Raw genomic sequence first — 16,190 nt, forward strand, 5'->3', positions numbered from 1 at the left:
GTCAGGTCCTCCACTGGAAGGCGGGGCTGGCGAATAGCAAGGCCACGCCGTCGCGCGCCGACTCGGCGCGTCTGAGCGCGGTAATTGTTTCGGTATCGAGCGCGTCGCCGAACACATCGCTTGCCAGACGTAAAGGATCCAGTTGTTGTTCCGGTACGCGTTGCGCCAGGGCCTGTGCTGCCTGCACGCGCTTCCACAGCGCGTCCGACCCGGTCCAATCAGCGGCGGTGTCGGCAAAACCGGCGGGCGAGCGAGGGGTAAACGGCGGTTGCCCGAGTTGGCGCAGCAAAGCCACCACGGCATCGGGCCTGACACCGGCGTCGATTCCGCTTGCGCGCATCGCCGACACCAGGAAATCGTCGGGCGTCTTGAACTTGCGCGCGTCCGTGTTCCAGGCGAAGTCGCTTTCGATCAGGACGCGGTACACGGCACGCAAGTCGCCGCTGCGGCTGAGATACGCCTCCGTCATACGTTCGACTAGGGCCGACGGCGGCACGTCGGCGACAAAATGCCGCGCCAGCTTCAACGACAAATGTTTCGCCGTGGCGGGACGCCGCGCCAGATCGCTAAGAATGGCGCGGCCTTGTTCGACACCGCCTTCCGCATAGCGGGTGCCCAGTACGGTGCGCGGTCCTGGTTCATGTGCGGTGGCTCGGAAAACAAAGGCGGAGTCGACCGCCTGCCCGGCGCTGAAATCGCGCGCCAGCGGCGTCCCCCAACCGGTGATGGCACGCGCGAACTCGGTGACGTCCGCCTGCGTATAGCCGCCGTCCACGCCAAGCGTGTGCAGTTCCAGAATCTCGCGCGCCAGGTTCTCGTTGAGGCCGAGCTTGCGCTTGGGCGCGCCGTCGCCTTGCCGCTTGCGTCGCCGCCGCGCGCCGCGTGTGGCGAACATCGAGCCTTCGCCTACCGATTGCGCATTGTCGAGATAGCGCAGCATGCCGGGGTGCGTTTCCGCGGCCACTAGCAGGTCTTCGAAGCGTCCGAAGATATGCGGCCTGATCGCCTCGCGCTCCATCGGGGCGGCGTACAACGAGGCTTGGCGCTTGTCGGCTGAGATTGCGAAATGGTTGGACCAGAAATGAACCAGGCGTTCGCTGAAGCCGGCGTCGGTGGTCGTGGCCACGCGATAACGCGCGCCTATCTCGGCCAGCAGGTCTGGACCAAAACTTTTGCGGAAGCTAGTCTTGAATTTGTCGATGGCGTCTTGCCCGTCGTCGGCCATTGCAGTGCCATCGGCGGTAGATCCGGCCTGCGGCGCGCTTTTCCGCCGCGATCGACGCTCCATGAGGCGTTCCCGGTTATAGGCGAATTCGCGCTGCAGATAGTCAAGACTCGAGGGCAACCCCCTCATCGCCGAAGGCAGCGATCCACGTGCTTCCACTTGTTCCAACAGCCACGCACGTGGATTGCGGACGCTTTGAATTTCGCCGGGTTTGGCTCCCAATCCGAACCTGTTGAGAACGGAAGCGGTTAGTTGGGGAGGCATGCAGTGCTCCGAAATGTCGGCTCATCTGCTTAACGCTTCGGAACTAGAGTGGTTGACATGGGTCGGCTGTAAGGGCGGCCCAGCCGAGAGCGGACATTTCTAAAAAGGACGTCTTGCGCGTCGACAGGAGAGAGATAAAAGCACGCGTCGTGAGCTCAGAGAAGGTCGTCCGACGGTGGCGCCGGCGATCGGCCAAGCAGCTCTTGCAGCAGGGGCTGCATCTCGCGCTGCCAGATCGCATAACCCTTCGCGTTCGGGTGCAGCAGATCGGGCATCACGTCCTTCGACAGCGTGCCGTCGGGTTCGGTCAGCGCGGCGTTGATGTTCAGGAAGTACACGCTGCGCCCGTCGGCCTGGCTGGCGATGATGCGGTTCACGCGCTCGTTGATGTCGCGCAGGGGATCGGCGGGCTTCTCGCCGCGCGGGAAAACGGCGAGCAGCAGCACCTTCGTGTCCGGCAAGCGCTGGCGGATTTCGTCGATCAGACGCTTGATGCCGGCAGCCGTGGTAGCGGGGTCTTCGGCACGATGGCCGGTGTTATTGGTACCGATCATCAGCACTACCACTTTGGGCGCAAGAGCGTCGAGCTCGCCGTGCTGCAATCGCCATAGCACGTTTTCAGTACGGTCTCCGCCGAAGCCGAGATCCAGCGCGTGGTATCCGGCGTAGTGGCGCTGCCAGACTTCGCGACCCTCCTTTTCCCAGCCCTGAGTGATGGAATCGCCGATGAAGACGAGCTCGGGACTGTTGCCGGCCGCCACTAGCCTCCGCGCCTCTGCCAGCTTCTCCTCATGACGCGACAACCACCAATCGATGGCCCACGATTCGTTCAGCATCGACGGCGTGACCGATTCGGTGCGGTAGTCGGGGCAGTCCACGTTGGGTTTTCCGTCGCGCACGAAGCGAACGTTGGCCACGCTGGCGCGGCCACGGCCGTTGCCTTCGAGTTGGAACGGCAGCTTCACCTTGGAGAAGTCCGCGCCCTCTCGCACGAAGCAGGCCATCGCCAGCGATAGGTGCTGCCTGCCCTTGCCGGCGTTCGCGCGCGCCTGCGCAATGAGGTTCACGTTGCGCTCGCAGCCTCCGCCGCAATCGAGCTTGACCTTGATACCACCCTGAGCCATGTCGGCGACGTCCAGATCCAGCTCTAGCGTGCCATCGAGATAAGGACGCAGGTCCAGCGGCCGCGGACTCTCGATGCGCAGCGTGGCGAGCCACAGATCCTTCCACTCGAACTGCAGCGCATCGCGGCGGCCATCGCTGCCTTCGGCGCTGGCGCTCAAGTGGCTGTCGCGCGCGTACTCCGCGGTGGGACGGGGCGCGACTACGCTGTTGCCGGTCAGTTCGGTGTCGCCTTCCCAGTGGCCCACTGTGATGCGCCAGGCCGGGGTGGGCGCGGGAAGGATGACGAGATCGGTGTTGGTCTTCGCTTGGGCGCCAATGGCGCAGACGGCTAAGCATGCGGCGAACAGCAGTCTCGTGATTTGATTCATGGAGGCGGACGTGCCATCGAATGGAATGGGGATTTATTCGGGCCGGCGGGTATTAGCGTCCACCCGGTTCCGGCGTCAGAGTCACCAGCACGATATCGTTGCTGCGCATCGGAACTTCGAGCGTGTGCTCTCCGGCAGGTCCGATCTTGATCCTGCGATCGGTCTCCGGCAGGTCGCGCGTTAGCTCGCGCAGCTTGCCGAGCTGACTGGCGCTCAGGGAAGCGGGGGCCCCCATCTCGACGTAGGCCGAGTACGCGTCGTTGGCACGAAATCCGGTGCGCTTGACCTGAAGCCGGTACATGCCTTCCGTGAGGTGTTTGAAGGTTAGCCGCGCCGCGGGGACCGGCGAAGCGGGAACGAGTTTGGTATAGAACGGCCGATTGCTGACGTTCTGCTGAGGCTGTTCCCAACTCCAGATCAATGCCGAAGCATCGGAGCCATCCGTCGCGAGCAGCGATTCAGTATCGGCGGATGGAATTTCCTTGCCACGGAGCGCGTGCAGATATTTGTAAGCGAAGAACGCCGGCTTGCGGATTCCTTCGCGATTGAGCAGCCCAAAGCCGCCATGAAATGGAGTGGGCGGCGGACCCGGCTCCTCGAACAGATCGGTGTAAACCCAATAGCTCATGCCCTGCACCAGCCCCTGCGTCGCCTTGAGCTTGCTTAGGATGTACGGCGCGCTGATATACGAATCATGCACGGCGTCGCGTGGCGTATAGCTCGTGCTCCACTCCGTGAAGTAAAGCGGCAGCGACGGGAACGGCGATGCGCTGATCTGTTCCCTGACCTTGCGCACGTCGCCGATGATGGCATCCTGAGAGGGAGAAAGCTTGGTGTCGGCCTCGCCTTTCTCGTCCAGGAAACCACCGTCCACGCCATAAGCGTGGGTAGTCACGAAATCCACGGGCGCGCCGTTCTTATGCGCATACTCGAGAAATTCCGGAACCCATGCAGCGCCCGCGGTCGAGGGTCCGCCGACTTGCAGCGTTGAATCGATCGCCTTGATTGCTCTGGCAGTGACGTCGTAGAGCTGGAAGTAGGCCTGTTGGTCGGCCCGCTCCCAGAATCCATCGAGATTCGGTTCGTTCCAGACCTCGAAGTACCAGTGCCGCACCTCCGCCACCCCGTAGCGATCACGCAGGTGGCGAACGAACGCATCGATGAGATCGCGCCATGGCTCCAGCTTCGGATGGGACGTATTGCCTTTCCAGTAGAAGATGGTCTGTTTGGACGTGGCCATCGCATTGGGTGTGAATCCGAGCTCGATGAAGGGCCTGATCCCTTTCGACAGCAGATCGTCGTAGAGTTGATCGATCTTGGTCCAGTCGTACACGGTACGCCCGTCGACGATCCGGACGGTGCCCAGCACATCGTGGAAGATGTCGTGGAATCGAATGTAGCGAAAGCCCAGCTCATCGACGGCGACCTTAAGCTGGGCTTGGCTGTCTGAGCGTATCAACGTGCCCGGAAAATCCGAGCCGATAGATAGGTCGAAGAATCGGTCCAGCGGCCGTTCGGCGCGCGCGAGGTCGATCGTGATCTCACGTGGGGGGGCCTCGGCGGCGCTCGCCGCACCGGGCGCGACGCTGACAGTAGCCGCTGCCCAGGCCATCAGCGGCAAGCTGACGCGCCGCAGATTCAATAAGAATGCAAACATCTCACTTCTCCAGTAAGTCCACACCAAACGATTCAAGACGGAGGTTACCTGTCCAGCGCTTGCCGGAAAGTACGCCGGTCATCGTGCCGTCGATCGCGATGTCCTTGGGTTCGCCCGTGGCGTTGACATAGAGCACCCTACCTTCGACCACGCGCGCGGAGACTCCTTCCGGAGTCTTCGGCCCCGGCTCGATCCCCAGGCTTGCGTAAAGCTGCCGATACAGCGGCCCCATGATCTGCGGCTGCGCAGGCGTGGCAACGTAAATCGCGCGCCCCTTGCCGAATTTGTTCAGCGTGATCGACGGCGTCTTGCCTTCGACATTGGTAAAGCGCGCCAGTACCTCGGCCGTCGAGGACTCCAGCACCTCGTAGTAACCGATATCGCCCTTGATCTCCTTGCCGCCGATCTTGGTCATCACCTCGCCGGCGTCATAGAACTCGTTGGTGCGCAGGCCGAAGACGTCGGTCAACCGCCCCGGTAGCGATGTGTCGAACCACTGGTTGTGCTCGTTCACCTTGGCCGAATACGCGGTCATGATGATGGTGCCGCCTTCGGCGACGAAGCTGCGCAGGTTGTCGGCCGCTGCCTTGTCCAGCAGGTACAGGCCCGGCACGATGACCAGCGAGTATCGGCTCAAGTCCTCGTGGCCGATGTTGATGACGGCGATGTCGATGTTGTCCTTGAACAGCGGCTCGTAGGCGTTGTGCGCCTGCTTCAGGTACGGGGTATTGATGTATTGCTTGACCGTGTTCGATGGCCCCTTCGGTTCGGAGGCGATGACGTTGTCGAACGCATAGGCGATCGCCACTTTCGGCTGGCTCATCCGCGGAAAGCCCAGCTTCTCTAGCTTTGAGAAATCCTGGGCGATGGTGGCGAATTCATCGAGCTTCCAAGACGGCCGGTCGTCGTGGTCGACCAGGCCGAACAGCGCCTGTTCCTCGCCGCCGTGGTGGCTATGGTAAGTCCACGCCAGCGCGGCCTGTGCCCCGATCAGCAATCCGAAGTGCGCCCACATGCGCGCGCGGCCCTTGGTGCCGTAATAACCGCCACCGCCCGCCGTGAACTCGTTGAACCAGATCGGCGTCGACAGGCCGCCTTTCATCATCGTCGCCTCGAAGGCGGCGCCAAGCGGCTCGCCAGGATAAAAGCCCATCGCGCCGTAGCTCACGTAGTCGCGGTAAGTGGACAGATAATCGAAGCCCTTGCGTCCGGCGCTGTCCCAGAGGTTGGAGATGGCCGGCTTGTCGGGTGTGTTTTTCTCGCGGATCGCTTCCAGGTCTCGCAGCGTGCCGATGGTCACATCGGACCAGTAGCGCCGCAGATCGAGCTGGCGCTCGAAGGGTCCGGGACCGTCCGCGTATGGCAGCCGGACCTCGTCCCAGGCGTTGAGATGGCGTGACCAGCGCTGCGTGGCCCAGGCCTTGTTCAGGGCCTCGATGCTGCCGTACTTTTTCTTCAACCAGTCGATAAAGCGCAGACGGTCCGCTTCGGAGTACGAGATGAAGCCGTTGCCGATCTCGTTGTTGTAGCCAATCGCGAACAGCGCCGGATGCTTGGCGTAGCGCTTGGTCAGCGTGTCGGCCATGCGCGCAAGCAGGCGCTTATAGTCGGGGTCGCTGATGTTGTCCATGTAGCGCTCGGCAGGGTCGAGCTGCACGCCATTCTGGGTGACGATATCGACGCCTGGGTACTTGTGGTGCAGCCATATCGGGGCCGGCTGGCCGGGGATGTCGAGGATGACCTTGAGGCCCGCAACTTGCATGCGGTCCATGATCCAGTCGAACAGCTTGAAGTCGAGCTTGCCTTCGTTAGGCTCGAAGGCATCCCAGGACAAGTCACCCATGCGCACGACCTTCATGCCGGCCTGCTGCATGCGGTCGATGTCGCGCTGGATCTGATCGCGGCCGGCACGATCGAAGGGTTGGTAGTTCGTGCCGACGAAGAGCTGTCCAGCGCTGGGCCAGTCGGTGCGGCCGTCGGCGCTCTGGGCAAGGGTGGCCACGGGACTCAATATGGCGAATGCCAGGATGAGAGACAGGACCGTTTTCCTCGCAGTCATTGGAATTCCTTGCATCAAATAGAGAATGTTGCGCTTGTCCGTTCCGTCACGGGCCATCTGCCTTCGCTCACGGCAGAGGCGGACCCACGGCTAGCGCCCAAGTTGCGACGATTGCGAGTACTGTCATCTGTGCTTCTTCTTCAAATCAAGCCATTGCCGCGAATCTTCAGGACGATGGAGATCGAGCCGGCGGCCCCTCGGGCAAGCGCACTTCAAGCGTCTCTCTGCTACGCTCGAACAGCCTGCACTCCGGGATCCGTTGTCGTCTCGCATAAATGTTCTCTTCCAAGTATTGCCGCTGAGCGATCTCGACCTGCCTCGCCGGTTAGCAGAATCGCAGCGCTTTCGGGCGCGATGCAAACGCATCAACGTCGGTGTTTCTCACTGTGGCTGTTTGCTGCATTGACGATCAGCGATACAGGCGACAAGCGCCAGTACAAATCGTTTCATTCTGGCGACCATCAGAGAGCGGAGTTTTCGGGCGTATCGAATCGGCGGCGCAATCAGCCGCACTACCGACCACGAACAGATAGAGCGGCGATGTTCACACGCCTGCACGAAGCTTCGTCGAATCCCCCTTGCACAACAAATGAAGTATTGAGCACGAGCCATTCCGTAAAAGAATAGATGTAGCAGCCGCATAGGCGCCTGACTCGTCCAACGCACTTTGGAGATGAAGAAACGAAGAGACACGCGATGACTATGCTGTAGCGCAACATTCGATCGCTTCCTGCCAGCTCTGCGAAGCGGGTTGAATGCGGCCCGGTCGAATGGGCGATGCAAAAATAGTTCACGCAGTGTTTCGACATGCTCGACAATGTCGAGCCATGCATTTCACCTTGAAAATCCCATATGTTTGTGCGAATCAGCCGATTTTCAGATCGGGCAAACGGTGGGTCGGCTTCGATCCCCACAACGCATAGAACAGCACGTAAAGCTCACAGGCCGCCGTCAGCAGGAAAGAGGTCTGCAATCCGAAGCGATCGGCAAGCCAGCCCTGCACCACCACCAACGCGCCGCCTGCGATCGCCATGATCAACAGGCCCGATCCCTCCTCGGTTAGCGGACCAAGGCCGCGAATACCCAGGGTGAAAATGGTGGGGAACATGATCGAGTGGAACAGCCCGACCGAGATCAGCGCCCACATCGCCAAATGGCCCGTGGTCGATGCCGCGATCAACATCACGATGAAGGCGCCGATGCTGGCGATCGCCAGTGCGCGTTCGGGCGCGATGGCGCGCATCGCGAAGCTGCCGAAAAAACGGCCGACCATCATGCCGCCCCACAGCAGGAACAGATAATGCGATGCCTGCTCATGAGTCAGGTTGCCGATCCGCGGCTGGGAAACGAAGTTGATGAAAAGGTTGGAGACGCCGATTTCCGCGATTAGATAGATGAAGATCGCGGGTACGCCCAACACCAGGTTGCGATGCTTCCACAGCGAATGGTGCTTGCGCTCCTCTTTGGCCGCGCGTTGGGTCGCGGCGCCCATGGCGGGCAGCGGAAAGCGGGCGATGACAATGGCGAGCACCACCAGCGTGGCGGCGACGATCAGATAAGGCACCTGCACCGACTGAGCGTCGGCGAGGCGCTGCGCGGGGGTGATCGCGGCCGCGCCGGCTGCAGCCGTGCCCGACGCCGAACGGCCGAGGATCAGATATCCCCCGAAAAGCGGGGCGAGCGTCGTGCCGAGCGAATTGAACGCCTGCACCAGGTTGAGTCGCGAGGAGGCGGTTTCCGGTTTGCCGACCACCGCAACATAAGGATTGGCGGCCACCTGCAGCAGGGTGATGCCGCTGGCGATCACGAACAGCGCCGCCAACGTCACTCCGTAAGAAGGGATGCGCGCTGCGAGAATCATGCCCAGCGCGCCCAGCGCCATGATCCCCAGGCCGGCGACCAGCGACTTCTGATAGCCGACCCGTTCGATCAGTTTCGCCGAGGGCAAGGAGGCGACGAAATAGGCGATGAACCAGACCGATTCGATCAAGGTCGTCTGCGTGTAGCTGAGTTCGAACACGCTGCGCAGGTGGGGCAGCAACGTGTTGTTGATGACCGTGATGAAGCCCCACATGAAGAACAGGGTAGCGAGCAGCGTGAGAGCGGGACCATAGCGCACGCCATCGTGCGCTGGCGGTCCGACGGAAGTTGCGGTTGTCGTTATGGGTGAGGCCACGTATCTGTCTCCTAGAGTCATGCCCTGCCATCGAAGGTCGAGCGCAAGCGTGGGTAGCGCGAGGTTGGGTCGCTGCGCTGCTGGCGGTGCGCCAGCGATCCGTTTCGCATCAGCGGAAGATTCGCTGTGCGAAGTGGTAGAGATTGTTGGCCCAGCTGTCGCCGTCGTGGCCGTGGTCGTCGACGTTCCAAACATGCGGGATGTCGTGCCGCTTCAGGTACGCATGCAGGTCCTGGGAAATGTTGATCAAACCGTCGCGATTGCCGCACGACAGGTACAGCAGTGCGATTTGCTCGTGCGCCGCCTTGGGGTCGGGCAGCAATTCCGCCGGCGGCCGGGTGTTGGGGGCCGGTGAGAAGCCGCCTATCCAGCCGAACGTATCGGGATGGCCGAGGCCGAAGTTCAACGCTTGGCCGCCACCCATCGAGAGTCCGGCGATCGCCCGGTGTTCGCGGTCGGCGTAGACCGAATACTTCGCCTCCACCGCAGGGATGAGGAAATCCAGAAGATCGCGTTCGAACTTGGCGAACCCGGCCGCGTTCTCCGGAGTGAAGACACGCTCCTCCGGCGGACTGCGGTCGTCCGGCAACGCACGGCCGTTGGGCATGACCACGATCGTCGGCACGGCCTTGCCGTCGGCGATGAGGTTGTCCAGGATCGCGGGGGCGCGCACGTAGCCCCGCCATTCGTCCTGGTTGCCGCCGATGCCGTGCAGCAGATAGAGCACCGGATATTTCCGCTCGGCCGAATAGCCCGCCGGCAGATAGATTTGCGCCCGTCGAAGCGTGCCGGTGACGCCGGAATCGTAGGCCAACTCCACTACTTGTCCCTGCGCAACGCCGGGGTGTACGTCCCTGAAGCCGACTGGCGCATCGGCAAACGCACGCACGTCGTCCGCGCCGAGCACGATGGGCCGGGCGAAGTTGGCGCGCGCCCGTTCGGGAGTGGTTTGCTCCTTATCCTGCGCGAACGAAGCGCTGGCCACAGAGAACAGGAAGATGCCGATCGCACTGATCAACCTCATGGGCAGGCCCACGCGAAGGCCAGCATCCAGGCCACGATCGTCTTGCGGATTCCTCGCTCTCATCGATCCGAAGGCTCCAGGACTACGGCGGCGCCGCCAGCGACCGACAGGCGCAGGGCGAGCGTGTCGCGCGCAGTCACGATGCGCTCGCTGCGTCGGACTTCATCGGGCGCTTCGCCGTCTTCCCACACGGTCGCACGATAGCGGCCCGCGGGCAGGAACTGCAGGGACACGCGCGTGGTGCGGGCCTCGTCGGCAGTCATCGCGCCCACGTACCAAGCCGCGCCCGAGCGCCGCGCCAGCACGATGTCGCGGCCGGGTTCGCCCGAGAGGAATCGCGTTTCGTCCCACGCCGTAGGTACGCGACGGATGAACTCGAAACCCGCCGCGTTCCGATAGGCCTCTGGAGCGTCGGACACCATCTGCAAGGGGCTGTCGTAAACCACGTACATCGCCAGCGCCTGGCCGCGCGTGGTCTGGGTCAGCGGCATCACGGCGCGCACCTCGAATTTGGCCGGCGTGACGTGACGGAAGCCGCCGGGCGTGTAGTCCATCGGGCCGGCGAGCATGCGCGTGTACGGCAGCATCAGGTTGTGCCTTGGGGTGACGCGCTTGTCCATCTTGTTCCATTCGGCGCCCAGCACGCCTTCCTGGGTGATGAAGTTGGGATAGCTGCGCTGCAGCCCGGCGGGAACATAGGCACCGTGCATGTCCAACAGCAGGTGACGTTGGGCGGTCGCGGCGGCGAGGCGCTGGTAGAACGCGACCATCTGCTGGTCGTCGCGGTCCATGAAGTCGACCTTGACGCCTTTGATGCCCCAGCGCGCGTAGGTGTCGAGCACCTCGTCCATGCGCGGCTCCAGGTGCTGCCAGTGCACCCATAGCAGCAGGCCGACGCCCTTGTCGGCGGCGTAGCGCACCAGCGCCGGCATGTCGATGCCTGCAGCGGCGCGGGTGATGTCGGTCTCCGGCCGCGCCTCGCAGCAGGGGCCGGCGCCGAGGGACCAGCCGGCGTCGATCAGGTAGTAGGGAAACCCGGACTCCGCCGCGAAGTCGATGAAGCGGCGGTAGGTGGCCGTATCCGGCTTCACGCCTTCCAGCGGCCCGGACCACCAGTCCCACGCGGCCTTGCCGGGCTTGACCCAACCGAAGTCGCCCTGCGGAGGCGGGTTGAGGTTGCCGATCAGCTGCGAGGCGATCATGTCGCCGGGCCGGTTGCCCAACATCACCACGCGCCAGGCGGTGCGAAGGCCGCCGCCGGAAACGAAGGCCGGCCCGGGCCGGTTCGGCACCGATGACAGCCGCACGCGCAGCGCGTCGCCTTCGCGCCGCAGCGAAGCGCCGGTATAGCCCTGCAAGTACGCCTGGGTGATCGCGAACGAGGCCTTGCCCGACGCAGCCGTACATACCAATGGCACGTCGTAGGACTTGTCCGGCAACAGTTTCGAAACCGCCAGCCGTTCGAACAGCATCTCGTGCGAGCCGTTGACTTCGGTCGCCAGGCACTGCGGATCGCCGGCGAGCACGAAGGCGGTGCGCTCGTCTTTCAACCGCACCGGCGCCGGATCGTCGATGCGATAACGGAATGCGACGCCGTCGTCGTAGGCACGCACGTCGAGGATGAGCCGTCGCGCGTCCGCGCCGGTTTCGCGGAAGGTCAATGTGGTACCGCGGTAATGGTCGCGCGCCACCGATGCCTTGGTCGCGACCAGCGGGATCTCGCGATCGACCTCGGACTCTTCGCGGCGTTCGAGCGAAAGCGCGCCGAACGCGGGAGCAGCGTCGAGTTCCAGCCCCAGCGGGGAAGCGGCAACGACGGTTTCCCCATGCCACAGCACCGAGAACCGGCTGGCATCGTCCTCGATGCGGATCTCCGCCTGGCCGGACGGCGACGGAATCGCCACCTGCCCCGCGACGGCCGAACCTGCTGCCACCGCCCAGACCGCAACAACCATTCCCGCGAGTGCTTTCATCAGCGTTCCCTCTTATAGAAATAGAGCCGGTCGCGCGACCACGGCCGCTGTGACGCACTGCTGGATCCTGTCTGCACGCGCACTGCGGCGCGCTCCTGCGACACCTGCGACACCTGCGATACCTGCGGCGCGGTCGCGTACAACAGGCCGCGGCCAGTGCCGCTCACGTAGATGCGTCCGTAGATGTTCTGATCGGCCGCCATCACGCCGATGCCGCCGAACTGGTGAGCGTCGTCGTTGAAGCGAGCCCAGGTGATGCCGGCGTCCTCTGAGCGGTACACGCCCCACACGCCGTTCACCACGCCCACCACGTAGACCGCGGCCGAGTACACCGCGCCAGGCGCTGCCTTGCCCAATGCCACCAAGGTGGCGCCTTGGACGTCAGGCCACGGGTTGCTGCCCATGATCGACGCAAACTGGCTCAGCTTCTGCCAGGTCGCTCCTGAATCCACCGAGTGGTACACGGCGTTTCCGTCGGCCAGCCAAAGCTCGCCCTCGGCGTTGGGGTTGACCGCCAGCGAGGTGTTCGCGAAGTAGTTGGGGGCCAGCCCCGCGTTCACCGAGCCCTGGCTCAGCGTGAACGTGTGGCCGCCATCGGTCGACGTGTAGACCCTGCCCGGCGTGCCCCACCAGTGGCCGCCGGAATCGTAGGCATAGACCTTGTTCGGGTTCTTGCGATCGGCGACCAGGTGGTAGGCGCGCGGGAAGATCGTGTTGACCGCCGGCAGGTTGGTCGGCACCCAGGTGGCACCGTTGTCCGTGGTGTAGGACGGCACCGAGTTGCCGGGGGCCCAGACGGCCTTGTTGCGCGCGGTGATGGCGATGCTCGCTTCCCCACCCTTGTTGTCCGCGACGCCCGGCGGGTAGGTGGCGAACTGGGCCCAGGTGTTGCCGCCGTCGCCGGACCACACGCCGTAGCCGGTACTGGTGCCCAGGACGACGCCGATGGTGACCATGTACTGCGGGTCGGACCACGCCATGTCGGCGGCGAAGCCGTTGCTCCAGCTAGTGGCCGGCGTCAGCGTCGGCTTGGTCGCGAGGTTGGTATGCACCCAGGTGCCGACGTCGCCCATAGCGTTGATCACGGTGTACGTTGCGCCGGCCGGCGGCGTGGCGAGGCCTAGGACGGCGGTCTCCTCAAGGCCGTCGATCGCCTCGTTCCAGTTCGGCGTGAAGGAGGAGGCGTTGTGGGTTTCCCAGATGCCGCCGCCATGGACGTGCAGCACACGGTCGGAGTTGAACGGATCGATCTCGACATCGTCGGGCCAGCCCCAGAAGGCGCCGTCGGCCGGCGTACGCGGCATGGTGGCCGCGATCTCGCGCCAGGTTTGGCCGCCGTCGCCGGACAACTGGACGGCTTGCTGGCCGCTGTAGTTGCCCCAGGAATTGGTCACGCCCAGTGCGATGCGGGTGCTCGCGCCGGTGCCGGAGACGGACAGGCCGCCGAGCCCGAGGCCTGTCCCTGTCCCCCCGCTGTTCGGGTCCTTCAGCAAGGTCCAGTTGTTGCCGTCGAATTTGTAGAGACGGGCGGGACCACCGGCGCCTGGTCCGGTCTCCTTGGTGAACACGACATAGAACATGCCGTCCGCGGCGCGCACCATGTGCGGGATGTGATAGCCGGAGATCGGGGTCGTGACCGGCGTCCATGAGGCGCCGCCGTCGATCGACCTGTACAGGTTCGAGGCCAAGCCCGCTGTTATGACGTAGTCCGGGGCAATGGGCGCGTAGATCGTCTGCGTGGCCGAGCCGCTGCCTTTGGTGCCGGTGTCGTAGACGACCGTCTCGACGCCCATCGCGCTGTTCATGCCCAAGGCATTGACCTGGTCCTGGGTCAACTTGGCGGAAGACAGCGACGTGACCTGGGCCCAGGTGAGGCCCGAGTCGATACTCTTCCACAGGCCGGCCGTGCGCGTGGCGTAGAACAGCGTCGACGGCTTGTTGGGGTCGACCATCAGGCGTTCGCCGATGGCGCGGCCGGGATTGTTGCCGCCCAGGGGAAAGGGCAGGCCGACGTAGGTCCACTGGTCACCGCGGTTGCTGGAGAGGTACAGGCGGCCGTTGCCCTCGGTCGTGTACATGCTGGCGGCCATGTAGACGAGCTGGTCGTTGTTCGGATCGACGGCGATGCTTTCGACGCCGTGGTACCGGGCCTCGGCTGCACCGAAGCCCAGACCATCGGTGATGGGCGTCCAGGACGACGTGCCCTGGTTCCAGCGGTAGGCGCCACCAATGTCGGTGCGCGCGTACAGCAGGTTGGCGGTGGTCGGATGGAACACGAGGCCGGTGACGTAGCCGCCACCGCCGAACTTCACGCTGTTCCAGGTCTTGTCGGCCATCAGCCTCGCTGGGAGTGGGCCTGCCATTACTCGCTGCGGCGTCGCAGCGGCTGCGGCTTTGGGCGTGGGCGCGGGAGGTGACGACGTTGCGCCGCCACAGGCCACCAGGCCGAACAGAACGGACAGGGCCACCATGCCCCGCAGATATTGTTGTGTCATCGCTTAGTCCCCTTCGATGCAGCAGATGCGTAATGGTTTGAGATCGCGCCGTAGACTGTCCCACTGTCGCGGCAATCGCCGCGAATGCTTTCATATGCGCGTTTTTTAAAACGGACCGTTGCCACGGATCTTCAGGACGATGGCGATCGATCCGGCCAGCCCTTCGGGCAGACGCACTTCCAGCCCCTTGCGGCTGCGCTGGAAAGGCAGGCTTTCCGCCGAACCCAGCGCCTCGATGCGGTCGATGGTGCCGGGTGCCAGCGCCGACTCCTCGGCCAGCGCCTGGATGCGCAGCACGCCGTCGCGCGGCCAGCCCATCGCGATGGCATAGAGCGCGCCACCCTTGGTGGTGAAGCGGATGTCTGCGGCGGTGAAAGGCTGCGAGTTGTTTTCGCTGAACATGCCGCCCGCCACCCGCGTCGGTCCTTCGCCGAATGTGCGCCAAGGCCGCGTACCGTGGATTGCTTCGCTGTTGCGCCCCATCCAGGCAGCGATTTCACCAAGGATTTTTCGCTCGTCCGCGTCGATCGTGCCATCGCCGCGCACCGGCACCGATAGCAGCAAGTTGCCGTTCTTCGAAACGATGTCGCACAAGCGATGGATCACCGTGGTCGCCGACTTGTACTGATGGTTGTCGAAGATCGAACGATCGTAGTGCCAATCGCCCAGGCAGGTGTCGGTCTGCCAGGGCAGCGGCTCGATGCCTTCGCGGAAACCCCGCTCCACATCCTCCACCAGGCCGGCTCGCCGTTCCGCAGGCAGCACCTTGGCGTTGATCACCGCTTCCAGCTTGCCGCCATGCCAGGCCATGCTGGCGTTGTAGTAGTGGGCGGCGATGTCCAGCCCAGCCTGACCCAACGGCAGGCCGGAGTTGTCGAAATAGACCAGGTCGGGCCGGTAGCTGTCGATCAAGTCGCGGCAGCGCAGGAACCATTGGCGCGTGAACGCGGGGTTCTGCAGTGGCGCCTTCTCGTCCCAGACGCGGTCGTTCTGCTCGTGCCATTCGTTCGCTGTACGAATGGTGGTGATGCCATCGGGTATCACTATGTTGCGGCCGGTGTAGAGCGTCTGCGGATCCATTCCCTGCCACCACGTGCCACGGCCATCGGCTTTCGTCAGCCGGTAGGCATCGTAGCGTTGGCCGGCGAGCGGCCCTTCCGGATCGTAACCGTAGGCCGTCTGGAACCAGTGCCAGGCATGTGCCGAATGGTTGCTGACGCCGAAGCGCAAGCCGCGCGCACGCGCGGCCTTCGCCCAGGTACCGACGATGTCACGCCTGGGCCCCACCTGAACGGTGTTCCAACCGTGGTGTTTGGAATCGTAGCAATCCTGATTGTCGTGATGGTTGGCCAGTGCGACGAAGTAGCGCGCGCCGGCATTCACGTACAGATCCATCAATGCCTCGGGATCCCAGTTCTCCGCTTTCCAGCGGTTCTGGATTTCCATGAAGCCAGCCTTGGTGGGATGGCCATAGGTCTGCAAGTGATGGTCGTACTGGCGATGGCCCTGGAGGTACATATTGCGGGCGTACCAATCTCCCGCTTCGGGCACGCACTGCGCGCTCCAGTGCGCCCAGATGCCGAACTTGGCATCACGGAACCAGTCCGGCGTGCGGTAGCCGTCCACCAGAGAATCCCAGGTCGGCGAAAAAGTGGGCGCAAGCGTTGCGGCACTTGCGCCCCACAAGGGAAGCGAGGCCGCTGCGGCCGCGGATTGGATGAATGATCGACGAGATAGGTTCATGGGCACGGCGGAATCTCGGATAGTCGATATCTGGAACTTCCACCACGACCCGATAGGCGGCAGCGACGATGGCCTGCGCCT

At 63.7% G+C, this 16,190-nt stretch carries 9 protein-coding genes; all 9 read right to left on the bottom strand.

All coding sequences use genetic code 11. From position 1 onward, the window contains the following. Position 1 precedes the first annotated feature (1 nt). Positions 2-1,489: a DUF1800 domain-containing protein gene (locus AC1DTQ_RS18470; protein WP_477851489.1), complete on the bottom strand. Its 1,488-nt coding sequence runs from the start codon at positions 1,487-1,489 to the stop codon at positions 2-4. A gap of 155 nt (positions 1,490-1,644) precedes the next feature. Then, positions 1,645-2,982: a GDSL-type esterase/lipase family protein gene (locus AC1DTQ_RS18475; RefSeq protein ID WP_477851490.1), complete on the bottom strand. Its 1,338-nt coding sequence runs from the start codon at positions 2,980-2,982 to the stop codon at positions 1,645-1,647. 52 nt (positions 2,983-3,034) lie between these two features. Continuing rightward, the gene (locus tag AC1DTQ_RS18480; RefSeq protein ID WP_477851555.1) at positions 3,035-4,594 is read right to left on the bottom strand and encodes a GH39 family glycosyl hydrolase; all 1,560 of its coding nucleotides are present in this window, start codon (positions 4,592-4,594) and stop codon (positions 3,035-3,037) included. Between the two features lie 46 nt (positions 4,595-4,640). Next, positions 4,641-6,698 (bottom strand): beta-galactosidase, encoded by a 2,058-nt coding sequence (locus tag AC1DTQ_RS18485; RefSeq protein WP_477851491.1) that lies wholly within the window; start codon positions 6,696-6,698, stop codon positions 4,641-4,643. Between the two features lie 865 nt (positions 6,699-7,563). Continuing rightward, the gene (locus AC1DTQ_RS18490) at positions 7,564-8,874 is read right to left on the bottom strand and encodes a sugar MFS transporter (protein ID WP_477851492.1); all 1,311 of its coding nucleotides are present in this window, start codon (positions 8,872-8,874) and stop codon (positions 7,564-7,566) included. Between the two features lie 109 nt (positions 8,875-8,983). Then, a complete protein-coding gene (locus tag AC1DTQ_RS18495; RefSeq protein WP_477851494.1) occupies positions 8,984-9,898 on the bottom strand; it encodes an alpha/beta hydrolase in 915 nt (304 codons plus the stop codon). A 59-nt stretch (positions 9,899-9,957) separates the two neighbouring features. Beyond that, positions 9,958-11,871, bottom strand: coding sequence for a glycoside hydrolase family 97 protein (locus AC1DTQ_RS18500; protein ID WP_477851495.1), 1,914 nt, complete (start codon positions 11,869-11,871; stop codon positions 9,958-9,960). Further along, complete coding sequence (locus tag AC1DTQ_RS18505; RefSeq protein ID WP_477851497.1) at positions 11,871-14,234, bottom strand: hypothetical protein; 2,364 nt, start codon at positions 14,232-14,234, stop codon at positions 11,871-11,873. Before AC1DTQ_RS18505 ends, AC1DTQ_RS18500 begins: the two co-directional genes overlap by 1 nt. Before the next feature lie 237 nt (positions 14,235-14,471). Then, the gene (locus AC1DTQ_RS18510) at positions 14,472-16,109 is read right to left on the bottom strand and encodes an alpha-L-fucosidase (RefSeq protein ID WP_477851499.1); all 1,638 of its coding nucleotides are present in this window, start codon (positions 16,107-16,109) and stop codon (positions 14,472-14,474) included. Positions 16,110-16,190 lie beyond the last annotated feature (81 nt).

It is taken from the genome of Pseudoxanthomonas sp. P4_B2 (assembly GCF_056402315.1).